We start from the raw sequence: 22,785 nt of genomic DNA, 5'->3' as shown, positions 1-22,785 counted from the left end.
GTCACTGCTGCGGTTTTCCTAGGAAGATTGCGAAGCGCTTCGCAGCCTTTTGTCACCGCTATCGTCCTGTTTTTACGGGCGTGACATGATGCTATTGAGCGGTATAGGGAGAGGGTTATGGGCTGGGAAAAGGGATTGGCACCGCGTGAAAAACTGGTGCGATTAGGGGCCGAATCGCTGACGGATGTTGAACTGTTGGCGATTTTTTTACGCACAGGGTTGCCGGGCGTGCATGTGATGCAGCTGGCGGAAGCGTTGTTGGCGCAATTCGGGTCGTTATATCAGCTGATGACAGCCGATCAATCCGCATTTCATACCGCCAAAGGCGTAGGAATATCGAAATATACGCAAATCAAGGCGATTGCAGAGCTGTCGCGTAGGCTGTTTTTCTCTCGTCTGGCGAAAGAGGACGCGATGCTGAATCCTCAGGCGACAGGCGAGTATTTGCAGCTACTGCTGTCACGACGTGAGCGCGAAGTTTTTTTAGTCCTGTTTTTGGACAATCAGCATCACGTTATTCGCCATCAGGAGATGTTTGTTGGTACGATTAACAGCGTGGAAGTACACCCGCGTGAAATTGTGCGTGAAGCGCTAAAGGCAAATGCCGCGGCGTTGATTTTGGCGCATAATCACCCGTCGGGAAAAGCGGAGCCGAGTCAGGCGGACCGTGCGATAACCGAACAGATTGTTAAAGCCTGTCAGTTAATGGAGATCCGCGTGCTCGATCATTTGGTTATTGGGCATGGCGAATACGTTTCTTTTGCTGAACGCGGCTGGATTTAACAGATATTTCCGCGATCCGGTGGGATCTTTAGCTGTTCGGGACTTGAGCACTTACGCTTCAGAGCGTATACTACGCCACCTTTGAGAATCTTGGGTGTGGCGTTAAGAGCCTATCTCAGCAGGTTTATCCTGATGACAGAGTCTTTTCAGTGAAGTTGCTGAGATGGGCTCTAAAGCCTGACGAGGCGGCCAAACCCTATACGAAGCTCGAGCTGATTTGATTTTTGGAGAATAGACATGTCCCGAGTCTGCCAAGTTACTGGCAAGCGTCCGGTGGCCGGGAACAACCGTTCCCACGCACTGAATGCGACCAAACGCCGTTTTCTGCCGAACCTGCATTCACACCGTTTCTGGGTTGAAGGCGAGAAGCGCTTTGTAACACTGCGTGTATCTGCTAAAGGTATGCGTGTTATTGATAAGAAGGGTATTGAGACGGTTCTGGCCGATCTGCGTGCCCGTGGTGAAAAGTATTAAGGAACTGAATCATGGCTAAGGGTGTTCGCGAGAAGATCAAGCTGGTTTCTTCTGCTGGTACTGGTCACTTCTATACCACTACGAAGAACAAACGTACTAAGCCGGAAAAATTGGAACTGAAGAAATTCGATCCAGTTGTTCGTCAGCACGTTGTCTACAAAGAAGCTAAAATTAAGTAATTTCTGCTTCTTGATAAAAACCCGGCCTTGGTCGGGTTTTTTTTCGCCCATATTTCAGTCTTACTTCTTGTACCCAGTCTGGCGTTATGCCAATTTCCTGTACTTCGACCTTACAACCATTCGGTACGCAGACATGGACTCGACATTGCACCAACTGTTGTTAGCAACACCACATACGCAACTCTTACTGCTCGTTGAAGCAGTTTATGGTTTAGATCCCAAAGTAGACCAGCGTATTGAAATGTTGTTACATGGCCAGAATATCGCTATGCAAGAAACCTCATTAAAACAGCGTATTGCATCCATTACTCGCGGTAAGAAATTTATTGATTATTATCAGTCTTATGGCTTTGCCATGGAACTTGAGGCACTGGTTGGTGATATCGCTTACTTGATTGACGACACGCCGAAAGTGGCATTTGCGCTGATTGATCAACTGATGTCTACACATTCCCGTGTCTATGAACGAGCGGATGATTCAAATGGCGATATTGGTGGAGCCTATGCAGCAGCACTTAGTGTGTGGATTAAGGCGGCAAGCCAGTGGCGTTCGCAAGGCGGAAAGACACGGAATTGGCCTGATGAGGTAAAAAAACGGCATGACGAGAACGATTATGCCGTGTGGGATGATTTGATTGCACAAAGTGGCACGTTACTTACCGAGCCAGAGTTGCGGCAACTGGCGCAGGACTTTGAACATGAATATGCGGCAGCGCTGATCAATGCTCCTCTCGAAGAATATAACTTCCGAGCCGCACATGCCGCGATAGGGATTTCTGGTGTGGCGGAAGCGTTGAAAGACGTAGCGCTCTTTGAGCGTTCTATACTGTTGGGCTCTCCAGAACCTAATGAATTACAAAAGCTACGTATTGTAGAATTTTGTCTGTCGATCAATGAAGCGCAATCGGCACTGAAATGGCTACTGAAACCGTTCCAACATCATGCCGAAAGCCGACGTCAAGCCTTGCTGGATCAAGCCTATAGGCAGCTTGGCGATCTCAATGCGCTTTTGATTTTACGGCGTGAGGCTTATCAACGTTCCCCTGATTATCATCGGTTATGCGCGTTACTGGAGGTATTACCCGACCAGCAAGAACGGGAAGCACTAGAACGTCAGGCTGTCACGAATGCGATCACGATAAGCGATATCGTCACAAGAATCGATACCTTACTCGCTCTATGTGCTTATACAGAAGCAGGAACACAAGTTATTGAGCATTTATCCTCATTGTCTGTTTTTTATGGCAGATTGATCGATTGGGCTGATAAATTCCATCGCGCTAACGCATTTCTGGCTGAAGTTGCTTGTTATCGTCTACTACTCGACGATATTTTATCTTCTGGGCGCAGTAAGGCTTATGATCATGCGGCGACGTACTATCGTAAATTGGACAAACTGGCTTCTCAGCTCACAAGCCATGCACCTTTATCGGAGTGGGGCGAGTATCAAGAGCAGCTAAAACAGCAACATGGTCGGAAATATTCATTCTGGCAGCGTTTGCAATAATTGAGATATCTTCCAGAGAGAGAATATGCCTGAATTACCTGAGGTTGAAACCAGTCGTCGGGGGATTTCACCCTATCTTGTCGATCATACCATTCTGTATGCTGAGGTTAGGAATACGCGCTTGCGCTGGCCGGTGTCGGCTGAGATCCTCTCGCTGAGCGATGAGCCGGTGCGCAGCGTGCGTCGGCGGGCAAAATACCTGCTGATTGAACTGACTCGCGGTTGGATTATTGTGCATCTCGGCATGTCGGGCAGCCTGCGGGTACTGCCGGAATATAGCGAGCCGGAGAAACACGATCATGTTGATTTGGTGATGGACAGTGGCAAAGTGCTGCGTTACACCGATCCCCGGCGCTTTGGTGCCTGGCTGTGGACGGATAATCCGGAAACCTGCTCGGTATTGGCGCATCTGGGGCCGGAGCCGTTAGAGGCGGAATTCTCTGCGGACTATCTCTATCAGGCCTCGCGCGGTAAAAAAACGGCAATCAAACAGTGGATTATGGATAACAAAGTGGTGGTTGGCGTAGGCAATATCTATGCGAGCGAATCGCTGTTTGCTGCGGGTATCCACCCTGACAGAGCCGCCGGATCGTTAAATGAAAACGATGCAGCCGTATTAGTGAACGTGATTAAGCAGGTGCTACAGCTTTCGATTGAGCAAGGTGGAACGACGCTGCGTGACTTTTTGCAGTCAGACGGTAAACCCGGCTATTTCGCTCAGGAACTGCGAGTCTATGGCCGCAATGGTGAACCTTGCCGGACATGTGGGACACCGATCGAAACCGCGAAACATGGGCAACGTAGCACGTTTTTCTGCCACCGTTGTCAACGTTAACCACCTATTAGTAAATAATAAAAATCAATTCAGACTATGGAAATCAATATGGGTACAGTCTTTTTCCTTGAAAGCTCAAAGAATATGGGGGGGCAAGAGTGGCAGCTTTTACAGCAAATGGAATCGTTGAATGCTCGGGGATTTACTACCAACCTCTTTTGTAGTGAGAAAGGTCGCATAAATGATGAAGCTCGGGCTCGTGGTCTATCTGTGATTAATTTACCGTTTCGTAATAGTTGTCATTTACCTACTGTTCGTGGAATACGAAATGAAATAAAACGTCAACGTCCACTTGCTTGTATTTGCCATAGTGGACACGACGCTAATAATTTGTGTATTGCGGTTCTAACATTGCTTAATCGACCGAAAATTATTCGCTCACGTACCTACTACACGAATAGAAAACCTAATCCGTTAAGCTGCTTTCTCCCTATCGATTTAGTTATGGTGCCAAGCCAATTTATGGCTGAAAAGGTCAGACCTCATTTCCCAGGTAAGCAGATTGAAGTTGTGTATCCTGGCATTGCATTTGAGAAATTGGATAGGGAAGTGAATTTACCGCTCTCTGACTCATTTGCAGCATGGTTGGGTGAAGGAGAAGGGGATGTGATCATCCAGCTCGGAATGCTGCGTGAGGAAAAAGGACATGGCATTATTCTTGCCGCATTGAGTGAGCTTGTACTGCATTCGCCTAATTTGCGCTATGTGATTGCAGGCGGTGGTAATGCTGAGCCGTTGCAAAAAGATATAGCTAGCCGCAATTTGCAACAGCATGTCTGGATTGGTGAGCTTAGCTCCGTTGCTGCTGCACTGAAATGCGCGGACATTCTGGTAATGCCATCGACAAGGGAGCCGCTTGGGATGGCGCAAATAGAGGCGCTAGGATTGGCTGTTCCCGTCATTATAAGCAACGAAGGTGGTTTACCGGAAACAGTGCAGGATGGTGTTACTGGTATAGTTGTGTCGTCTAATGAACCGCAGGCATGGGTAAAGGCGATCGCGTCGGCCTTGTCAAATAAAGACGTTATCCGAGCTTATGCCGAAGTCGGAAAAAAAGATGTCAGAGCACGATTTGGTCGCGATACAAACACCGAAAATTTGATCCGTATTGTGACAGAGTAAATCTAACAATTAAGATATTTTCAATTTTTCCATTAAAGCACTCACGATGGCATCGGGTAAGAAATGTGATACGTCACCGCCGTGACGAGCGACTTCTTTGACCAGAGAAGATGAAATAAACGACCACTCTTCCGATGGCATCAGAAAAACGCTTTCGAGCGTAGGCATCAGGTGATGATTCATTTTCGCGAGCTGGAGTTCATATTCGAAATCGGCAACGGCTCGCAAACCGCGTACGAGAATAGTGGCGTTTTGTTGCTGTGCGAAGTGTGCCATGAGATCGCTGAAGCCAATGACGTCGACATTCGATAAATGCTGGGTCGCCCCTTTTGCCAGTGACACGCGTTCATCCAGAGTGAAAAGCGTATGCTTGCTCGGGCTGGCGGCGATGGCCAGTACCACATGATCGAACAGTCGTGATGCACGCGTCAGTAAATCCAAGTGACCATTGGTTAATGGATCGAACGTTCCGGGGTAAATCGCTTTGGTTGTCATCACGTCAGCCCTTCATTCACTGTCTCGGTAGCGACTTTACTGCGTCCGCTGGGGCAAATAAGGTTCCAGGAGCGTAAGCAGCATCTGTAGTGCGCCCTGGTTTTGGTGTAACACTTCCACGGCGTGTCGACCATAGTAGAGGCGATAGTCTTCGTCAGCGAGCAGTTTCCCTACTTCTTTGCCAAGCGAGTCTGCATCGGTCACGGTAATCAATCCGTCGGCCTGGTCTAGCTTGTTACAGATGTCTTTGAAATTGAACGTGTGTGGCCCCATCAATACCGGAATAGCATGGGCTGCGGCTTCTAGTGGATTATGCCCGCCTCGTTCAACCAGACTTCCACCGACAAACGCCAGATCGGCGATGCCGTACAACAACATCAACTCACCCATGGTGTCCCCAATCACGACCTGAGTGCTGGCTGAAGGCTGTTCACCACTGCTGCGCAGCGTATAGGTAAATCCCAGATTTTCCGCCAATGATTGAGTGGTTGCGAAACGTTCCGGATGGCGGGGCACAAGAATCAGTAATAAATCAGGGTAGGTAGCAAGCAGTTGTCGATGAGCGGCCAGAACGATCGCTTCCTCACCTTCGTGTGTACTGGTAGCGATCCATACTGGGCGGCGCGGCGCCCATTGTCGGCGTAATGTCACCGCACGTGCCGCCAGTTCCGGCGTCACAGAAATATCAAATTTAAGACTGCCGGTCACTTTCAGGCTTGAGCGCTTCAGGCCAAGATCGATAAATCGATTCCCGTCTTCCTGATTCTGTGCGGCAACGAGGGTAATGCGCTGCAAGATATGGCGCATTAGCTTGCCTATTTTCTTATAACCCGCCGCAGATCGCTCTGACAGCCTTGCGTTTGCAATAACCAGCGGAATGTCACGTTTATGCAGCTCTGCAATCAGGTTTGGCCATAGCTCTGTTTCCATAATGATGACGATTTTCGGACGAACCTGGTCAAAAAAGCGTTTCAGAGCGCTGGGCAAATCATAAGGCAGGTAAACGTGATAGACCGTGTCGCCAAAAGCGGAACGCACGCGCTCGGAACCGGTTGGCGTCATGGTTGTTACTGTGATCGGCAGATTGGGATAACGATGGCGCAGCGCTCTCACTAAGGGAATGGCGGCCAGCGTTTCACCCACCGACACCGAATGCAGCATGATACCGTCTGGTTTGACCTTCTCTGCACAAAAACCGTAGCGTTCACCCCAGCGCCGACGATAGGCAGGAGCCTTACGGCCGCGAAGCCACAGGCGAAGCCAAATCAACGGTTGGATGAGGTACAGGATAATGGTGTAGAGAGTTTGTAGCATAAGGTTTACTGTTATCGGTTATCGCTGGGGTGATTTTATCGGGTTAGTGAGGATAAGGCTATTTGTAAAACGGGGGTTGTTTATTCCTTTACCCATTTTCCTGAAAATCAGCTTGCTGAGGTGTACATGACGGCAATCGTTGAATCGAATTCTGGATAGACAGGCAATCGAACGAACCAGAAGATCCTACTGTTTTTATTCGTCCGACCTTGAATTTATGAGACGTTAGTATCTATTGAGGTTTCTCACAGAAGATACGTTTCATTTTTCTTATTACGCCTTTAGTTTCATTAATAATGTTTTTCTTAAGTCGCTGTAGTGGATAAACAAATAACAACCATAATCTATAATAAAATTTGTCGTTTCCTTCCAGAATAACAATGGAGTCTTTTAGCTTGCTGTAATGGTTTCTGTTAAATTTATTTATTATCTCATTGGTAACATTACGGTATTTAAATCCGATGTTCCGATGGTTTTCTTCATGATGGAAAAAATCGGTTTTCTTGATTTTTTCAATGCCAATGGAAAATGGAATTGGGCCTGTAGTATTTAATACGCCTTTCATTCCTACACCATAAATCCAAGGCTTGTAAATTTTTAATCTATGAATAACTTCGTCTATTACAGATTTGATATAAGGAGACCTGGGTGCTGAAGTTATGTTCCATTGTTGATATTCCCCACATTTTAAGAAACTTAACTCTTTGTGTATCCCCATGTTTTTATCACAGCCACGCGATTTATTATCCCAACTGCACAACAATATCTCGCAATCATCTCTAATGACTTCATCAAAAGGGATTAAACATGAACTTTTAATGTCTAAGTAAACGCCGCCCTCAATATAAATCAACAGATAACGAAATAAATCAGCCCTGGCTGCTCCATACTTTGGATCGATGCTTAAATAGATTTGAAGAGTTTCTTTTCCATAATGCTTTTCTATATATTCAACTATACTTTTTTCATCATAGAAAGAGTATTCCCACGTTGGATTAATTTTTTTTAATTTTTCTATAGATGCTAAAACTTCTTCAGGTAACTCATTTATACCTTTTGTATATATCTGATGGATTTTTTTAGGTATTTTCATTGCAGTGTCGTCCTTGGTATAAAATTAAAAACATTCAGTAGTGTGATTTTATTAAAGTTGTGGTTTTTGTTTTTTATTATTTAGAGACCATAAATAAGTATATTTATTAAATGTATATTGAGCGTTAACAAATGCGAGTAATAACCCTTGTTTTCCATCTAAAAAACCGCATCGTAATAGCCAGGTTTTTAAAAATGAGAAGATGGTATGGATGAAAATAGAGGTGTAGCTACATAATTTACCCTTTTCATGACGCTCTTTTGCCCATGCTGAAGCGTAACGTAACTGTTTTTCCTGGAATACTGATAAATCACGGCAGGTTAAATGCTTAAGGTCTCCAGATAGATACTGGATAGGTGCATCGCCGCAATCCAATGATTCATGCACACTGTTGTCATTATATTTATAGCGTTGGTTGGCATAGAGCCGAATGACTTTATCAGGATACCAACCGCTATGCTTCATAAAACGACCAAGGAAAAGGTTTCGTCGCGCGCAGGAGTAGACAATTTTATCGTCTAGACTGGAGTTGAGTAGCACGCTTTCAATGGATTGACGTAGTTCAAACGTTATTCTTTCATCGGCATCAATAAAAAAAATGTAATCACCAGTGGCATAGTTCTGTGCGCGCTGTCTTTGTTTGCCGTATCCCGGCCAATCATTGTGTTGATAGACTCTAGCACCATATTGACGAGCTATTTCTACCGTAGAATCAGTGCTGCCAGAATCGACGACAATGATTTCATCTGCCCACGAGATAGATTGTAGACATTCTTCGATTAGTTCGGATTCATTTTTTGTGATTATCCCAATAGACAGATATTTTCTCATTTCTTTCCTTATGATTAAGTTATATTAATTTCAGTCTATGGGTTGGATAATTATTTTTTATATTAAAAATAGATCTAGGATGACATTTTCTTAACACAAACATAGTCATATTATATGTTGTTACGAAGTTGTTTTTCATCCTAATAAAATCTCTAAGAATAACCCAGAGAGTGCTGATTGAGCCTTTCTTCTGATATTCAATCCGTGAAAATAACTTAAAGTAATACAACTCTATCTGCCTAAATTCACTTCTTGATTCGTTAGGATCTAATAGTGCGAAAGAGTGAAATATTTTATTTTTACAGCAAACAGTTATTCTGGGTGATGGTTCCATTGTATTAAATATTTTAAAGAAATCACAATCGATCCCATAAAATCCCAGTCTTTCTTCAAAGATATATTTTCGGTATTCTATAATTCTATTTGTAACACTCTTGGATAAGGTAAGACCAGACATCACCGTCTCTATTTTCTCATTGATAAAACCTTCTGTGGTTATTTTTTCGCCGCTTTCGGTTTTATATGGATGCGTTTGAGTTATTTTTCCATTTATATCACAATAAATTTTAGGTATTATAATGTCTGCATTTTCATAGAGCTTGTTATCAAAAAATTCTTCAGATAGTGCTGAATCCTGATCTAATATTGTGATGTAGTCATAGTCTATATCTTTAATGAAATGATTGTATATCTTAGAGAGTGATACGTTTCTCATATCCTGAAATATATCAACTTTTATATTTAAACTTGAACAGAAAGAGAAAAATCCCTCTATATCTTTTTCTTCCAGTTTTACAGGGCCGTTGTTCCATATTTTCAAGGTGAGTTTAATGTTGTTAAGTTGATTCATTAAAATACTTTGCAACGTATCTGATTTTGAAAGACTCATATTGTATAAGACAACAACGGCAGTTATATTCATTTTTATAAAATTCCGATCAGTAGAGCTTTAATGAGAGTCTATAATTTAAACATTACCGTTGGCTCTTTGTTTTTTTCGATACTATATTTAGACCTCGGGTGATTTCCGGTTAATGCACAAGAGACAATTTTTAAAGTGCTTTTGTAACTACAGCGAGATTTTATAGAAAATTTCAGAGCATGAAAAAGATTTTTCACTATATTGGTTTTTTTCTGTTTGTGCACTCTTCTTAAAATTAGTGCGAGTCCATGCTCTAATTTTGCAGTTTCTTTCATTTTTTTATAATTTATCCCATAACCAGATAGATTATGGTGTATTTTACCTACGCACTTTCCTTTTATAAAATTGAAGTCATTCAGATTAAATAAAAAACTATGATCTGCCAAGTAAAATGCATATGCCTCATCAAACATGAAGCCATACTTGTTTATTACTTTTTCACATAGCGAGTGGGAAATGGCAATCCCTGAGCCACAAGTTAACATATGATTAGCGTTAAAATCACCGGAGGGAATAATTTCTAATGAATTACTATAAACCGGAGAGTCAAGTTGATTATTATTATTTTCTAAATATATTGCTGGGCAGATTAATTCGTATTCTTTGTTTTCCAAAATATTAGAGAAAAAATCTGTAGATATCTTTGTATCTTGATCTAATATAGCAAAAAAATCAAAGGGTTCTTTTTCTATAATTAAATTGTAGATCTTGCTTAAAGAAATATTTCTTATGTCTTGATAAATAATCGTCGATATTTTTCTAGTTTTACACTCCGATATGTAATCATCTATATCTTCATCTTTTAATAGATTAGGTCCGTTGTTCCATATGATGATATTTAATGTAATATCGTTCTGGTTGGAATTAAATATTGCCTTTATGGTTTGTGATTCCATAAGTGCTGAGTTATATATAACAACAATTGCATTTATCAACATATTAACTCTTATAGTCGAATTGTTCAGATAAGAAATAGCGCATTGTAAATTATAATGGGCACTATTGATAAATAATTTTATATTGAGAGGTGCACGTTATTCACCAGTAAAAACAACGTTTAACTATTAACTCTAAATAGCTTATATGAGAGCGCACACTGGCAGGCTGTGGCTCCTGTTAGTACAGGCCTTGCACAATGAGAAGTGAAGCATTAATGTAAGAAGTTATTTATTCTAATTAACTACTATTAAAATTTTTCATCGGGAACTAAATTCTTCCCAGGTAGGTTATATAAATACCTATCTTTAGGTGGATGCCCATCTCGGCAAAACTTGGTCACTGCTGATATTGATGTAAATGTAGACATGTCCGTCCCGATAAATATACTACTACGTGCTGCAATTTCAAAATCAATAATTGAGGCCTCTAATGAATTTTTAGGATTGAATTCATCATTAACCGCTGAATGTTTTTCTTTTAAGTTGAATCCGAACCTATCTTTTGCTAGTTTTTTTATATCCTCGAATGAGCAGGTTAGAGCACTTTTATCATAAGTAATATAAAGTGTGTTTAGAGAGGGTAAGGTTTTTTTTATTTTACTAAATATGTGATTGCAACGTTCTAACGGTGTTGAGTTAACCTCACTGGGTTTTTTTTTCCATGAGTCTTCAATGTCTAACGGCCAATCACTTTCTATTCGTAGTTGACAAACAGCATCATATGGATGTGCGTGCGAAATAAAATACTCTATCTTATCTTCCATATATTTAGATGGTGTCAAATATTTAAAAAAATCGATTACTATATTTCTATATTCATAGTTCTGATTTTTTATAAATTCGTTGACGATAGATTCGCCTTTGAAAAATAGTTTGTCAGGATTGAGTTTTTTTCCTGTATATCGAGAGGTGATATAGTTGTTTATTTTTATATTGTACTTTTCGAAGAAAGCATCCATTGATTTCTTATCGAATACTGTGAATAGATCTATATCTCTATGAAAGAATTTATATATGTAAGAAAAATAAACTTTATCTTTCAAACTCTTTTTGCTTTTATTAGCGATAAAATTAATGAAGTAAGGAAGTGCTATGGGAGATTTTTTTTCTATGGCTTCAATTAATAGGGCAAGAAAGATCATTTTTTGATTGTTCAATCCACCACCAGTTCTTTTTAGAAATAGTGTCTTCATTATTATATTCCTAACTTTATGATTTAATATGGTAGTAATTATTTTGATAAAATCTTTCTATAAAAATATTTAAAATAGCTGAATATCCCAAAAAAAACGAAATTATTATGAAACTGATGTTTAGCACAATATCTCATATTACTCGTGGTTGTTGCTTGCAGTAAGGGAGACTGATTCCACGGTGATGCGCTTTTGGCATCTAAAAAATACTCCGTGCAAGCATAATGTTCAGCCCATTGATGCCAGGGTTTTGTCGGCCCGATATAATGAATCATAACTGTGTCATCCTTTATAGGGTTGACTGGCTTAGGCGTACTAAGTTCATAATTAATGCTATATTGTGTGTTGTACTTTTTATCAAGCCATATCATTTTATCTATAAGTAAGATATTCAATATGTCTTGATCAAGATAAGATATTTTTGACTTTACTTTATCATCGGCAAGAAGCGACATAGCCTGCGAACTAATATCGTTTTTTTGCCATTGTGCGAGATTGATATATAGGAAACCAGCATTAAAGTACCCTACATTGATTCCTGGCTCATCAAGTGCATTGGCTCGTTTTTCCCACCAAACCTTATCTTCTTCTGCAATCACTGCCGCAATGTTGTTGTTGAATTCGATTCCTAACAGCTCGTGTAATGAACCTTTGCAAACAATATCGGCATCGATATAAAGAAGTGTTTCAATTTCCGGGTAAAGCAAATCGGCAATCACAAAGCGAAAGTAGGTTGCATAAGACCAGTTTTTGGTGCTGGGCAGTGATTTCAATTCATCACAATCTACAATATAAATATTAATTTCTGCATTATATTGAGTGCTAAGGGCTCGAAATTTCTGCTCTTCATCATCATTTAATGAATCGGTGAATATATGAAATGAAAAGTTGATGTCAGGATTATGAAGCAAGATTGATGCTGCTGAAATGGCGCAGCCAAACATAAAGTTTTTATCAATACCGTAAGCAATATTTAGCGTATCGGATTCTGAATTTTCCGTTAAGGGATGAGTAAATGAAATTTTTCTTTTTATAATACCTTGCGATGAAAAATACATAGTGAACTCGGTTATAACTCTTAAAAATAGATGGGGATCAACGCGTTATTTTGACAACAATAGATTGCGTTGGTTTAACTATCGTTTTCTCTGATAATCAACTGCGCTGCCTTTTCTGGCAGGCTATAAATATCTTCTGTATCAGCAAAATGGCGGGCATTTTCTGCCCACTGTTTCAGCGTTTCTGGCTGACTAAGTGCATGTGACAACGCATGGTTCAACGCTATCTGGTTAAAAGGTTCGGGGATCACTTGCCCAGCCTGCGAGCGTTCAATGTAAAAAGCATAACCGCACGCATCGGTAACCAGTATCGGTAACCCCGCCGCAATAGCCTCAAGCAAAACGATGCCAGCGGCCTCCTGATGAGCCGGATGCAGTAACAAGTCTGCGGCCGCCATGAAGTTAGGAATGTCATCTCGGCCAGAGAAAAAGTGGATCTGTTTACCAATACCAAGCTGTTCCGCTTGTTGTTGAAACGGTTTTGGATCATCCTGACCGACGACGAGAAACGTAACGCGTTGACGCAGTTCTTGTGGCAGGCTGGCAATCGCGCTCAGGCTGCGGCCAACACCTTTGCGTTTGAAATCGGAACCGACTTGCAACAGAACAAATCCGTTTTCATCCAGATGGTGCTGTTGACGAAACCGAGAACGCGTATCGGGAGAATGTGCGCTGTATTTTCTATCCCGTGAAATCCCCGGTGGCAGCATAAAGAAGCGTTCATCTTGTGTGCCGTAATGCTTCTGAAAATGGGCAATTTGCCTCGGTGTTAGCATCAGCATACGCGTGCGACTGTTTCTGTCGAACACGTCGCGTTCAAGTGCCACATATCCTCGGCAGCGTGGTGTTAACCGATAAAAGAAGCCTTTTTCCTGAACCGCCTTTTCTGCCGTACATCCTTCTGCGGCATAGTAGAAGTCCAGTCCTGGCATTTTGCTAAATCCGACAACGCGATCGACAGGATGCTGTTGTAAATGGCGTTGTATCCAGTCGGAAAAACGGCGATGGCGAGTATGATTTCCCAATCCAGAGATGGGCACGAGAATGATCTCAAACCCTTCAGGTTTGTCGCCTTGCCATTCGCTAGTGTAAACACGAATATTGTGGCCTTGTTTTTGGCAAGTTTGTGCGATGCTCAGAAAATCTCGCTGTAGCCCGCCGAAAGGAAAGAATTTGTAGACGCAGAATGCGATTTTCATTGGGCATCTCTTTGCGACGTGATATTCAGCATCTGTTCTGAGGCCAAAATGACATCTTCCGCAGGGATGCAGGACAAATACTTAACCGTCTGATCATAGTTATAGTGAGCTGGCATCGGTTGATATTCCCCTGCCCAAATCTGTTTATAGTGTTCACACCACGGACGCCATACCTTGTAGTCTGTTGGGCCAAATAAGCTGACGAGTGGCGTATTTAATGCGGCAGCCATGTGCATTGGGGCTGAATCTACGCCAATATATAGCACGGCATTGTCGATTAACGCCGCCAGTTCCGGAAAGCTCGTTTTGCCCGCAAATGACATCTCAGGTTTATGAATGCACTGTGAATAAATATCGCGAACGACAGATAAATCCTCTTCCGATGGACCGCACGTTAACACGACTTCCAGATTTTTTTCTTTAAGATAGTCAATCACCTGAGCGAACTTGTCGTTATCCCAAAATTTATAATATTGACGCGTTGTGGGCTGGATGACGACATAAGGCTGTGTTAACAGCGTCGGACAGTGGTTAAAAATACGTTTGGCATCGTCTTGATGATAATGCAGTGATAGTCGTGAAACGGTATTCGATGCTGGTAGCGCTAGCGGCGTAAGTAAATAGAGATTTTGTTCAACAATATGTGCGCCTATTGGCGGTACACAGTGGTCGAAAAACAAACGCCAGATTTTACCCTTCAGCTTATTACCGCGATCGAGCGCAATGCTACGTCCACCTAAGGATTTTACTAACAACGCAATCGGCCACTGATCCGCAAGATTAACGATGAGGTCGTACTTATTTTTTTTCAGTGTTTTTCTGACATCGGTGAAATTACGCACTTTCTCGGAGAGCGTCTTCGTTTTTCTCTTCAACCCATAAAGCTGATTGATCTCTGGATTGGCGGAGAGAATGGGCATCGTATCCTGATAGAGTAATACGTCGATTTTAGCCTCAGGATAATTAGCTTTCAGTGTGCTGATGAGCGGAGTGGTCAGCAGCATATCGCCATGATATCTAAGCTTCACCACGAGAATTCGGCGATAAGAGATGATGCGTTGACTCACTCGTTTTCCTTCATGTCATCAAAAGTTATGATTTTTACAGGCACGCTACCGCCTTGGCTCAACAGCGACCAAAAGGCTGATTCTATCCATGTGGCGCGACAGCATGGATAGCTAATTTTTCCTTTATGGTACTAAAACCTACACCCCTCTCACAGAGGTAATTAATATTATACCCGTCATCTTGAAAGCTGCGCAGAGGTTACCTTTACTCGGAGGTTCCCGACCACCGATGGTTTTGTGTTGTCATGCCCTTCCTCGTTTTTCGAAAAGATGTTGAGCGCATTGAATTGACAGTCATATCAACTTAATTGTACAACTTAGTTGATATCAACCCGAAATAATGTAAAGGAACAGGCGATGTTGACGATGACTTTCTCTGATGTTCGGCAGAAATTTGCCAAAGTGCTGGATACGGCTATTACGCAACCAGTGACGATTACCCGTCGTTCAGCGCCGGATATGGTGGTTATCACCGCGGCACAGTTTGCCGAGTTGCAGCAGGCTAAATTTGAAGCTTCTCTTGCCAAGGTAATGAGTAAGCCAAAGAATCAGGCGTTGTTTAAGGAACTTGCTGATAAATGATCTTCTTCTTAACGGTTGAGCAGGTCATCGCAATCCATGATTATCAGTTGGAAATGTATGGTGGCTTGCCTGGGTACAGGGATATCGGCGTAGTGGAAGGCATGGTTGCCCGCGTTGAGAATCTTCACACATACCAGAATGAGAATGACCTGCACATGCTTGCCGCATCGCTGTTGCTTTCGATAGCGCGCGGGCATGGCTTTAATGATGCGAATAAAAGGACTTCGGCGGCAGCGGCTATGGTGTTTCTTGATATGAATGGCGCGTCAATGACTCCGTCAGAAAACTTTGCTGATTTTGTGGTAATGGCAGCGCAAGGGCTTTACGACGTTCATACCGTCGCGGAAGAACTGAAAAAACTCGTCGATTAGGATCATCGCTGCTTTAGCCATTTTCCCGTCAGCGTGGTGCCAAGACAAAACGCCATCAGCCACGCAATAAGCATATCTCGTGAATAGAGAATAACGTCGCTCAGCCCATACATCAGCAGTGCGAAAAGCAGCGCCGCAGAGAGATGGCTGCGTAGAACAAAAAATGAAAAATAAAATAGAGAGGCATAAAGCAATACTAGCAGTATCACTCCTGGTATGCCCTTCAACGAAAAAGCGTCAATCACTTCGTTATGCAGGTGAACATTCAAATACCCCAGCGCGCCGGATAATTCAGACTCTTGCTTTGCTTGTGCAATGATATGTTCTGCACGCTGTTCGGCGGATTGTCCAAACAGGGCTTCTTCTCCTGCCTCGATACCAGATTGGTACATCGCAATACGCGCCCCCACCGATGTCATGCTGTTGTCCATACTATAGCTGTGTATATCGTTGATCAGGTCGTTGACTCGTTGATGAAGTGTATTCTGGAAGAGGAATAAACACAGGAGAAGTGTGGCGGCTGAGCCGATGAATGCTTTAATAAGCAGGCGTTTATTATGTCTGACTTCTGACAATAAAATAGTTGCGCCGACAATCGGGTAGACGAATATCGCTGCCCGCGTCTCTGTTAGCAGAATAGCCACCATCACTAACAGAAAATGCCCCAGGTAAAGATAATACTTATAAGGCGAATCGAGTTTAAGCAGTGCCTGTGCGCTTAGGGCGCCAATGAAAGTCAGAAAATAGGCCGCGCTCGTGGCTGTGCCAAATACCAACCCAATACGATGCATTCCACTGAACCATGCCTGATAAAATGCATATCCTAATGCTAAGACACAAATGACGAGCATATAGGCATGTAACCGTTGTGGCTGACTCTTTTGTGAGAGATGCAAGACCGTCAGCAGGGTAAATGCACCCAGAATACCGGCGTGTGCGGATGCCCTGTACGCGTTATAGACATAAGGGAAAAGGCTATCAGGTTGATAATAGTGGTGATACCAGATGAGATTGGTTAAACCGATAGCCAGCAGGAAAAGTGGAATCAGTAACAATCGTTTAGCCGCTATTACGGTTCTTAGGTTTGTCGCCACATAGAAAACAGAGAGAGAACCCGTGAGATAAAACAGCCACCCGGCAATAATGCTACTAAATGGCATAATGGCTAATGTGAGTAAACAGCCGGGGAAAACAGTTTTAAGCGCGACAGTCGAGCTTATACTGGGCGTTTTGCCCAGTTCGTATCTTAATTCATTAAGCATGTATTTGTTCACTGTCGGGAGCGATGTCACTCGCCTGATGCGGATAATTCTATCAGCTTCTCTAATTTCTGATGGACGTGGCTAGCAGGAATTGTCTCCATTTTCTGGTTTTCAGACATTTCCACCACCTGATTCATTCCGTAGCCGCCAATTAGCCCCGGATCGGTTGGTCCGTACAAGGTGATATTCGGACGATCCAGTGCCGCCGTCAGGTGGCTAAGCCCGGTATCGACGGAAACGACGGCTTTAGCGCCTGCTAATACCTCGGCGACCTGTTGCAGCGTGAGGCGCGGTAAGACCTCAACGTGGGAGAATTCTTCCGCCAGCCGTAATGCGCGCTGATGCTCATGCTCCGCTCCCCAGGGGAGTTTGATGCGTAGTCCGCTCGGTGCCAATAGGGCAATCAGTTCACGCCAGTGTGCTTCCGGCCAGTGTTTTTCATCGCGCGTTGTGGCGTGGAGAAACACCAGATAGCGGTTGGCGTCTGCGGGCGGCTGGGAGAGGAAACGCGAGGCAATCGCATAATCGCCGCGCTCGGCGGGTTTCCGGTAGCCCAGACTGGCGGCAAACAGCTCTCGTACGCGCTCGACGGCATGCTGCTGACGGCTTATCGGGTGGCGATAGTTATAAAACCAGCTTGCCAGCGGTTCACGCGCGCTCTTGCAATCCAGTCCGTGTTTCTTTCCGTTGGCGAGTCGCGTCACCAGCAGCGCGCTTTTAATCAGCCCTTGCGCATCAATGACGGCATCATAACGGTACTGGCGTAGCTGGCGTTTAAATTCGGCACGTTCCTGACGTATCGGGGCGCTGAACCAGCTTTTGCGCCAGCGACGTATCGCCACCGGAATCACGCGGGAAACCGCCGGGTGCCAGCTGGGAATCTGCGCGAAACCTTCTTCAACCACCCAGTCGAATTGAATACCGGGAATCACCTGCATGGCGTCGGTCAAGGCGGGTAACGTATGCAGCACATCGCCCATCGACGATGTTTTGACGATCAGCACTCTCATGCGCCAGCTCCCGGCAGCGGACTTTCTCCGGAAAAAACGCTTTTTTCCTTAACGAGATACTTATCCAGTGCGCTGAGTACGCGTTCGGGCTGAATGTCGATCAAACTCTGGTGGTAACCTTGTTCCGCATCGCCTTTGCGCACTCTGTGATAGCCGGTGATCAGCCGAATCACCTCGGCCTGATGGGACAACGGCGGGGTAAAATCGGGGCTGCTCGGGCCATAAAGCGCGACAAGCGGACGATGAAGCGCTGCGGCAACGTGCATGAGCCCGGAGTCGTTGCTGACGACGGCGTGGCAGGCGGCGATCAGCACCACCGCCTGTTCCAGCGAGGTTTTCCCCGCCAGATTGGCGCAATGCTGTCGTGCGTCTTCCGTCAATCCCTGAAGGATATCGTCACAGGCTGAACGGTCATTGGCGGAGCCGAACAGCGCGATTTGGTAGCCGCGTTCGATCAGTGATTGTGCCAACGCCGCATAGTGATAATGCGGCCACCGTTTAGCGGGGCCGAATTCGGCTCCGGGGCAAAAGCCGATGATGGGGCGTGCATCGCTGAGATCGAAGGCTCGCATCATGTCCGCCATTTCGGCCTGATTGACCTGTAACTGTGGCCACAGTAACGGCTGCGGCAGATCTTCGGCACGACGAATACGGCGACGATCGTAGGCTAATGCGGCATAACGCTGAACCATCAGCGGAAATGCCGCCTTATCCAGCACGCGTAAGTCGTTCAGCAGTCCGTAACGCATTTCGCCGCGCCAGCCTGTGCGCTGTGGAATGTTGGCGAAGAACGGAACCAGCGCGGATTTAAAGGAGTTGGGCAGCACGTAAGCGCGATCGTAGCCTGCATCACGCAGCGAGACGCCAAGGCGGCGACGTTCGCCCAGCGCCAGTGCGCCGTGACCGAGCGGCATGGCTAACGCCTGATTGACTTCCGGCATACGTGCCAGCAGCGGACGGCACCAGGCTGGCGCCATCACGTCAATAACCGCTTCCGGGTGTTCAGCCTTCAGGGTGCGATAAAGGCTGTGCGACATCATCATATCGCCGACCCAGGAAGGGCCGATGACCAAAATTTTCATACCGCTTATGAATCCTTATTTGATTAAACGGTACGGTTCAGCCAGGCCATATATTCCGCTACGCCTTCGGCGACGGTTTTGAACGGCTTGTCATAGCCTGCGGCACGCAAGTTGGTGAGGTCAGCCTGAGTGTAGGCCTGATAACGGCCTTTCAGCTTCTCGGGGAATTCGATGTATTCCACGCTGCCTTTTTTATGGAAAGCAAGCGTCGCGTCGGCAACTGCCTGGAAGGATTCGGCACGGCCAGTACCGCAGTTGAAGATGCCGGAGACACCGTTTTGCCAGAACCACAGGTTGACGGCCGCGACATCGCCGACGTAGATGAAGTCACGCTGGAAGTTTTCGCTACCGGAGAACAGCTTCGGATTTTCACCCTGATTAATCTGGTTGTTCAGATGAAATGCGACGCTCGCCATGCTGCCTTTGTGGCCTTCGCGCGGTCCGTAGACGTTGAAATAGCGGAAGCCGCAGATCTGCGATTCAGCTTCCGGGAGAATTTCACGCACGTATTGATCGAACAGGAATTTGGAGTAGCCATAGACGTTCAGCGGCTGCTCGTATTGACGCTCTTCGATGAAGTTATCGTTGCGACCGCCGTAGGTTGCGGCAGAAGAGGCATACAGGAACGGAATGTTGCGATCGAGGCAATAGTGCAGTACATCTTTGGAATACTGATAGTTATTATCCATCATGTACTTGCCATCCCACTCGGTGGTAGATGAGCAGGCACCTTCATGGAATACGGCATCGATATCGCCCAAGTCATCGCCTGCAACGATGCTGGCGATGAAGTCTTCCTTATCCATGTAATCTGCGATGTCCAGATCGACCAGATTGACGAATTTGGTGCCGTCTTTCAGGTTATCGACCACCAGAATGTCCCGATAGCCGATGTCATTCAGGGATTTTACGATATTGCTGCCGATAAAACCGGCACCGCCAGTAACGATAATCATGGGCGCGACCTTTGTTAATCTTGCTGGTGGGGCACCGCGCCCCACGCTATTTATGACCGCTATAATAGCATTTCATTTTACCGCAAGCAGCCAGAGCTTAATTTATCCCGTGTTGCCTCAACGTTTTTAAGATGATTCAGGCCGTGACGAAGCCTGCATTTTCAGACTGTTTACCCCGCATTTCTGCCCACATCCGCTAGCTTAAAAACCATAAAGCGATCTTTTTATGGGAGAGTCACGCTATGCCTGCCGCGTTTTATCAACAACTTACTACACAAGTTATGGCAGCACGCACCGAAGGGGTGTTCAAAGAAGAGCGCATTATTACCTCTGCGCAGCAGGCTGAAATCGAGGTGGTGGACAGCAAGCGCCTGCTCAACTTCTGTGCCAATAATTATCTTGGCCTGGCGGATAGCCCTGAGCTGATTGCCGCCGCCAAAGCCGGATTGGACAGCCACGGTTTCGGTATGGCATCGGTGCGTTTCATCTGTGGAACGCAGGATATCCACAAGCAGCTGGAACGTAAGCTGGCGGATTTTCTGGGAATGGATGACGCGATTCTCTATTCCTCCTGCTTTGATGCCAACGGCGGGCTGTTTGAAACGCTGATGGAAGCGGAAGACGCGATTATTTCTGATGTGCTTAATCATGCCTCAATCATCGACGGTATTCGACTATCGAAGGCGCGACGCTACCGCTATGCCAATAACGATATGAATCAGTTGGAAGCGCAGTTGCAACTGGCGAGAGCGGAAGGGGCAAGGCACATCATGATCGCCACTGACGGCGTGTTTTCGATGGATGGCGTCATTGCCGATTTGCAGGGGATTTGCGATCTGGCGGATCGTTATGACGCGCTAGTGATGGTGGATGATTCCCATGCGGTGGGGTTTGTGGGCGAACAAGGGCGCGGAACGCATGAACACCGTGGGGTGATGGATCGCGTCGACATCATTACCGGTACGCTAGGCAAGGCGCTGGGGGGCGCGTCGGGGGGATATACGGCGGGCAGACATGAGGTGATCGATTGGCTGCGCCAGCGCTCTAGACCCTATCTGTTTTCCAACTCGCTTGCGCCTGCGATTGTCGCTGCATCGCTCAGCGTTCTCGATCTGCTGGAACGGAGTGGCGAACGGCGTGAGCGTCTGTGGGCAAACGCTCGTCTGTTCCGTGAAAAGATGGCTGCCGCAGGGTTCACGCTGGCGGGAGCCGATCACGCCATCATTCCCGTGATGCTGGGCGAAGCGCAACTGGCGCAGGATTTTGCGCAGGCGCTACAGCGGGAAGGCGTGTACGTCGCCGGCTTTTTCTATCCCGTTGTTCCCCTCGGTCAGGCGCGTATTCGTACCCAAATGTCGGCCGCCCATACGCCGCAGCAAATCCAATTTGCCGTCGAGGCTTTTGTGCGCGTGGGCAAACGTCTGGGTGTTATCAACTGAGGAAACCGTCATGAAAGCATTGGCAAAACTGCGACCAGAAGAAGGCATCTGGATGGTGGATTCCCCCATGCCGGAACTCGGGCATAACGACATTATGATTAAAATCCGCAAAAGCGCGATCTGCGGAACAGATGTGCATATCTATAACTGGGACGAATGGTCGCAGAAGACGATTCCCGTTCCGATGGTCGTCGGGCATGAATACGTTGGTGAAATTGTCGCTATCGGTCAGGAAGTTAACGGTTTCCATATTGGCGACAGGGTCTCCGGCGAAGGCCATATTACCTGCGGCTACTGCCGCAACTGTCGGGCTGGGCGACGTCATTTATGCCGCAATGCCATCGGCGTCGGGGTCAATCGTCCCGGTTCGTTCGCAGAATATCTGGTGATTCCTGCCTACAACGCGTTTCGCATTCCCGACAATATTTCTGATGAGCTGGCCGCCATTTTCGATCCCTTCGGCAACGCGGTGCATACCGCGCTTTCCTTTGATTTAGTGGGGGAAGATGTCTTGATTGCTGGCGCAGGGCCGATAGGCATGATGGCGGCAGCGGTGTGCCGTCACGTCGGCGCAAGGAATGTCGTCATTACCGATGTTAATGCGTACCGGCTGGAGCTGGCCAGTAAAATGGGGGCGACGCGTGCCGTCAATGTGGCGCAGGAAAATCTGGCAGATGTGATGATCGAATTAGGTATGACTGAGGGGTTTGATATCGGACTGGAGATGTCGGGCGCACCGTCAGCCTTTCGTGCCATGTTGAAAGCGATGAATCACGGTGGCCGCATCGCCATGCTGGGTATTCCGCACGAACCGATGTCGATTGACTGGGGAGAGGTGATTTTTAAGGGGCTGTTTATCAAAGGGATCTATGGAAGGGAAATGTTCGAAACCTGGTACAAAATGTCGGCGCTGATTCAGTCTGGACTGGATTTGTCACCGATTATCACCCACCGCTTTCACATTGATGAGTTTCAGCAAGGCTTTGACGCCATGCGCTCGGGTCAGTCGGGCAAGGTGATTCTCAATTGGGGGACAGAATAACCCTGCCGTAACGAATTTGTGCGATGGCAAA

The 22,785-nt window shown here is 45.7% G+C and carries 24 protein-coding genes; 10 read left to right on the top strand and 14 right to left on the bottom strand.

Annotated features, from left to right (window positions below; all coding sequences use genetic code 11):
* Positions 1–117: 117 nt before the first annotated feature.
* From radC to LCF41_RS21150, 6 genes are all read left to right on the top strand, one after another.
* On the top strand, positions 118–783 hold the full coding sequence (gene radC / locus LCF41_RS21175; protein ID WP_225086210.1) for a RadC family protein: 666 nt from the start codon (positions 118–120) through the stop codon (positions 781–783).
* 237 nt (positions 784–1,020) lie between these two features.
* Positions 1,021–1,257: a 50S ribosomal protein L28 gene (gene rpmB, locus LCF41_RS21170; RefSeq protein WP_005967968.1), complete on the top strand. Its 237-nt coding sequence runs from the start codon at positions 1,021–1,023 to the stop codon at positions 1,255–1,257.
* Positions 1,258–1,268: 11 nt separating this feature from the next.
* Positions 1,269–1,436, top strand: a complete 168-nt coding sequence (gene rpmG, locus LCF41_RS21165; RefSeq protein WP_002442576.1) for a 50S ribosomal protein L33 — start codon at positions 1,269–1,271, stop codon at positions 1,434–1,436.
* 133 nt (positions 1,437–1,569) lie between these two features.
* On the top strand, positions 1,570–2,943 hold the full coding sequence (locus tag LCF41_RS21160; RefSeq protein ID WP_225086209.1) for a DUF6880 family protein: 1,374 nt from the start codon (positions 1,570–1,572) through the stop codon (positions 2,941–2,943).
* Positions 2,944–2,968: 25 nt separating this feature from the next.
* A complete protein-coding gene (gene mutM, locus LCF41_RS21155; RefSeq protein ID WP_225086208.1) occupies positions 2,969–3,778 on the top strand; it encodes a bifunctional DNA-formamidopyrimidine glycosylase/DNA-(apurinic or apyrimidinic site) lyase in 810 nt (269 codons plus the stop codon).
* A 48-nt stretch (positions 3,779–3,826) separates the two neighbouring features.
* Entirely contained in the window at positions 3,827–4,900 is a 1,074-nt protein-coding gene (locus LCF41_RS21150) for a glycosyltransferase family 4 protein (RefSeq protein ID WP_225086207.1), read from the top strand.
* Positions 4,901–4,909: 9 nt separating this feature from the next.
* Here LCF41_RS21150 and coaD read toward each other — a convergent pair whose 3' ends face one another.
* The 10 genes from coaD to rfaQ form a co-directional block, all read right to left on the bottom strand.
* Positions 4,910–5,395, bottom strand: a complete 486-nt coding sequence (gene coaD, locus LCF41_RS21145) for a pantetheine-phosphate adenylyltransferase (RefSeq protein ID WP_225088241.1) — start codon at positions 5,393–5,395, stop codon at positions 4,910–4,912.
* Between the two features lie 36 nt (positions 5,396–5,431).
* Positions 5,432–6,709: a lipid IV(A) 3-deoxy-D-manno-octulosonic acid transferase gene (gene waaA / locus LCF41_RS21140; protein WP_225086206.1), complete on the bottom strand. Its 1,278-nt coding sequence runs from the start codon at positions 6,707–6,709 to the stop codon at positions 5,432–5,434.
* A 232-nt stretch (positions 6,710–6,941) separates the two neighbouring features.
* Complete coding sequence (locus LCF41_RS21135) at positions 6,942–7,802, bottom strand: glycosyltransferase family 32 protein (protein WP_225086205.1); 861 nt, start codon at positions 7,800–7,802, stop codon at positions 6,942–6,944.
* A 51-nt stretch (positions 7,803–7,853) separates the two neighbouring features.
* Positions 7,854–8,633, bottom strand: a complete 780-nt coding sequence (locus LCF41_RS21130; protein ID WP_225086204.1) for a glycosyltransferase family 2 protein — start codon at positions 8,631–8,633, stop codon at positions 7,854–7,856.
* Between the two features lie 19 nt (positions 8,634–8,652).
* The gene (locus LCF41_RS21125; protein ID WP_225086203.1) at positions 8,653–9,555 is read right to left on the bottom strand and encodes a glycosyltransferase family protein; all 903 of its coding nucleotides are present in this window, start codon (positions 9,553–9,555) and stop codon (positions 8,653–8,655) included.
* A gap of 38 nt (positions 9,556–9,593) precedes the next feature.
* Positions 9,594–10,493, bottom strand: coding sequence for a glycosyltransferase family 2 protein (locus tag LCF41_RS21120; protein WP_225086202.1), 900 nt, complete (start codon positions 10,491–10,493; stop codon positions 9,594–9,596).
* A gap of 248 nt (positions 10,494–10,741) precedes the next feature.
* On the bottom strand, positions 10,742–11,686 hold the full coding sequence (locus tag LCF41_RS21115; RefSeq protein WP_225086201.1) for an O-fucosyltransferase family protein: 945 nt from the start codon (positions 11,684–11,686) through the stop codon (positions 10,742–10,744).
* 38 nt (positions 11,687–11,724) lie between these two features.
* Entirely contained in the window at positions 11,725–12,744 is a 1,020-nt protein-coding gene (waaO, locus tag LCF41_RS21110) for a lipopolysaccharide 3-alpha-galactosyltransferase (protein WP_225086200.1), read from the bottom strand.
* A gap of 74 nt (positions 12,745–12,818) precedes the next feature.
* Positions 12,819–13,943, bottom strand: a complete 1,125-nt coding sequence (locus LCF41_RS21105) for a glycosyltransferase family 4 protein (protein WP_225086199.1) — start codon at positions 13,941–13,943, stop codon at positions 12,819–12,821.
* The gene (gene rfaQ / locus LCF41_RS21100; RefSeq protein ID WP_225086198.1) at positions 13,940–15,010 is read right to left on the bottom strand and encodes a lipopolysaccharide core heptosyltransferase RfaQ; all 1,071 of its coding nucleotides are present in this window, start codon (positions 15,008–15,010) and stop codon (positions 13,940–13,942) included. Before rfaQ ends, LCF41_RS21105 begins: the two co-directional genes overlap by 4 nt.
* A 357-nt stretch (positions 15,011–15,367) precedes the next feature.
* Between rfaQ and LCF41_RS21095 the strand changes: the two genes are divergently transcribed.
* Entirely contained in the window at positions 15,368–15,592 is a 225-nt protein-coding gene (locus tag LCF41_RS21095) for a type II toxin-antitoxin system Phd/YefM family antitoxin (RefSeq protein WP_180740762.1), read from the top strand.
* The gene (locus LCF41_RS21090) at positions 15,589–15,963 is read left to right on the top strand and encodes a type II toxin-antitoxin system death-on-curing family toxin (RefSeq protein WP_225086197.1); all 375 of its coding nucleotides are present in this window, start codon (positions 15,589–15,591) and stop codon (positions 15,961–15,963) included. Before LCF41_RS21095 ends, LCF41_RS21090 begins: the two co-directional genes overlap by 4 nt.
* 2 nt (positions 15,964–15,965) lie before the next feature.
* On the opposite strand, the gene LCF41_RS21085 is transcribed toward LCF41_RS21090, so the two are convergent.
* The 4 genes from LCF41_RS21085 to rfaD are packed head-to-tail and all read right to left on the bottom strand — an operon-like array spanning position 15,966 to position 20,273.
* Complete coding sequence (locus LCF41_RS21085; protein ID WP_225086196.1) at positions 15,966–17,225, bottom strand: O-antigen ligase family protein; 1,260 nt, start codon at positions 17,223–17,225, stop codon at positions 15,966–15,968.
* Positions 17,226–17,251: 26 nt separating this feature from the next.
* The gene (gene rfaC, locus LCF41_RS21080) at positions 17,252–18,235 is read right to left on the bottom strand and encodes a lipopolysaccharide heptosyltransferase RfaC (protein ID WP_225086195.1); all 984 of its coding nucleotides are present in this window, start codon (positions 18,233–18,235) and stop codon (positions 17,252–17,254) included.
* The gene (gene rfaF / locus LCF41_RS21075; protein ID WP_225086194.1) at positions 18,232–19,317 is read right to left on the bottom strand and encodes an ADP-heptose--LPS heptosyltransferase RfaF; all 1,086 of its coding nucleotides are present in this window, start codon (positions 19,315–19,317) and stop codon (positions 18,232–18,234) included. Before rfaF ends, rfaC begins: the two co-directional genes overlap by 4 nt.
* A gap of 23 nt (positions 19,318–19,340) precedes the next feature.
* A complete protein-coding gene (rfaD, locus tag LCF41_RS21070) occupies positions 19,341–20,273 on the bottom strand; it encodes an ADP-glyceromanno-heptose 6-epimerase (protein ID WP_225086193.1) in 933 nt (310 codons plus the stop codon).
* Between the two features lie 242 nt (positions 20,274–20,515).
* Here rfaD and LCF41_RS21065 point away from each other — a divergent pair, with 242 nt between their 5' ends.
* Positions 20,516–21,712 (top strand): glycine C-acetyltransferase, encoded by a 1,197-nt coding sequence (locus LCF41_RS21065; RefSeq protein WP_225086192.1) that lies wholly within the window; start codon positions 20,516–20,518, stop codon positions 21,710–21,712.
* 10 nt (positions 21,713–21,722) lie between these two features.
* Entirely contained in the window at positions 21,723–22,754 is a 1,032-nt protein-coding gene (gene tdh / locus LCF41_RS21060; protein WP_225086191.1) for an L-threonine 3-dehydrogenase, read from the top strand.
* The last annotated feature ends 31 nt before the right edge of the window (positions 22,755–22,785 follow it).

The organism is Pectobacterium colocasium, assembly GCF_020181655.1.
GTDB classification, from domain to species: Bacteria; Pseudomonadota; Gammaproteobacteria; order Enterobacterales; family Enterobacteriaceae; genus Pectobacterium; species Pectobacterium colocasium.
This window is presented reverse-complemented; position numbering and strand designations above follow the sequence as displayed.

What these genes read in the sequence shown, in the direction of transcription:
- radC (WP_225086210.1), top strand. Translation starts at nt 118, where the DNA reads ATGGGCTGGGAAAAGGGATTGGCACCGCGTGAAAAACTGGTGCGATTA.
- rpmB (WP_005967968.1), top strand. Translation starts at nt 1,021, where the DNA reads ATGTCCCGAGTCTGCCAAGTTACTGGCAAGCGTCCGGTGGCCGGGAAC.
- rpmG (WP_002442576.1), top strand. Translation starts at nt 1,269, where the DNA reads ATGGCTAAGGGTGTTCGCGAGAAGATCAAGCTGGTTTCTTCTGCTGGT.
- LCF41_RS21160 (WP_225086209.1), top strand. Translation starts at nt 1,570, where the DNA reads ATGGACTCGACATTGCACCAACTGTTGTTAGCAACACCACATACGCAA.
- mutM (WP_225086208.1), top strand. Translation starts at nt 2,969, where the DNA reads ATGCCTGAATTACCTGAGGTTGAAACCAGTCGTCGGGGGATTTCACCC.
- LCF41_RS21150 (WP_225086207.1), top strand. Translation starts at nt 3,827, where the DNA reads ATGGGTACAGTCTTTTTCCTTGAAAGCTCAAAGAATATGGGGGGGCAA.
- coaD (WP_225088241.1), bottom strand. Translation starts at nt 5,395, where the DNA reads ATGACAACCAAAGCGATTTACCCCGGAACGTTCGATCCATTAACCAAT.
- waaA (WP_225086206.1), bottom strand. Translation starts at nt 6,709, where the DNA reads ATGCTACAAACTCTCTACACCATTATCCTGTACCTCATCCAACCGTTG.
- LCF41_RS21135 (WP_225086205.1), bottom strand. Translation starts at nt 7,802, where the DNA reads ATGAAAATACCTAAAAAAATCCATCAGATATATACAAAAGGTATAAAT.
- LCF41_RS21130 (WP_225086204.1), bottom strand. Translation starts at nt 8,633, where the DNA reads ATGAGAAAATATCTGTCTATTGGGATAATCACAAAAAATGAATCCGAA.
- LCF41_RS21125 (WP_225086203.1), bottom strand. Translation starts at nt 9,555, where the DNA reads ATGAATATAACTGCCGTTGTTGTCTTATACAATATGAGTCTTTCAAAA.
- LCF41_RS21120 (WP_225086202.1), bottom strand. Translation starts at nt 10,493, where the DNA reads ATGTTGATAAATGCAATTGTTGTTATATATAACTCAGCACTTATGGAA.
- LCF41_RS21115 (WP_225086201.1), bottom strand. Translation starts at nt 11,686, where the DNA reads ATGAAGACACTATTTCTAAAAAGAACTGGTGGTGGATTGAACAATCAA.
- waaO (WP_225086200.1), bottom strand. Translation starts at nt 12,744, where the DNA reads ATGTATTTTTCATCGCAAGGTATTATAAAAAGAAAAATTTCATTTACT.
- LCF41_RS21105 (WP_225086199.1), bottom strand. Translation starts at nt 13,943, where the DNA reads ATGAAAATCGCATTCTGCGTCTACAAATTCTTTCCTTTCGGCGGGCTA.
- LCF41_RS21095 (WP_180740762.1), top strand. Translation starts at nt 15,368, where the DNA reads ATGTTGACGATGACTTTCTCTGATGTTCGGCAGAAATTTGCCAAAGTG.
- LCF41_RS21090 (WP_225086197.1), top strand. Translation starts at nt 15,589, where the DNA reads ATGATCTTCTTCTTAACGGTTGAGCAGGTCATCGCAATCCATGATTAT.
- LCF41_RS21085 (WP_225086196.1), bottom strand. Translation starts at nt 17,225, where the DNA reads ATGCTTAATGAATTAAGATACGAACTGGGCAAAACGCCCAGTATAAGC.
- rfaC (WP_225086195.1), bottom strand. Translation starts at nt 18,235, where the DNA reads ATGAGAGTGCTGATCGTCAAAACATCGTCGATGGGCGATGTGCTGCAT.
- rfaF (WP_225086194.1), bottom strand. Translation starts at nt 19,317, where the DNA reads ATGAAAATTTTGGTCATCGGCCCTTCCTGGGTCGGCGATATGATGATG.
- rfaD (WP_225086193.1), bottom strand. Translation starts at nt 20,273, where the DNA reads ATGATTATCGTTACTGGCGGTGCCGGTTTTATCGGCAGCAATATCGTA.
- LCF41_RS21065 (WP_225086192.1), top strand. Translation starts at nt 20,516, where the DNA reads ATGCCTGCCGCGTTTTATCAACAACTTACTACACAAGTTATGGCAGCA.
- tdh (WP_225086191.1), top strand. Translation starts at nt 21,723, where the DNA reads ATGAAAGCATTGGCAAAACTGCGACCAGAAGAAGGCATCTGGATGGTG.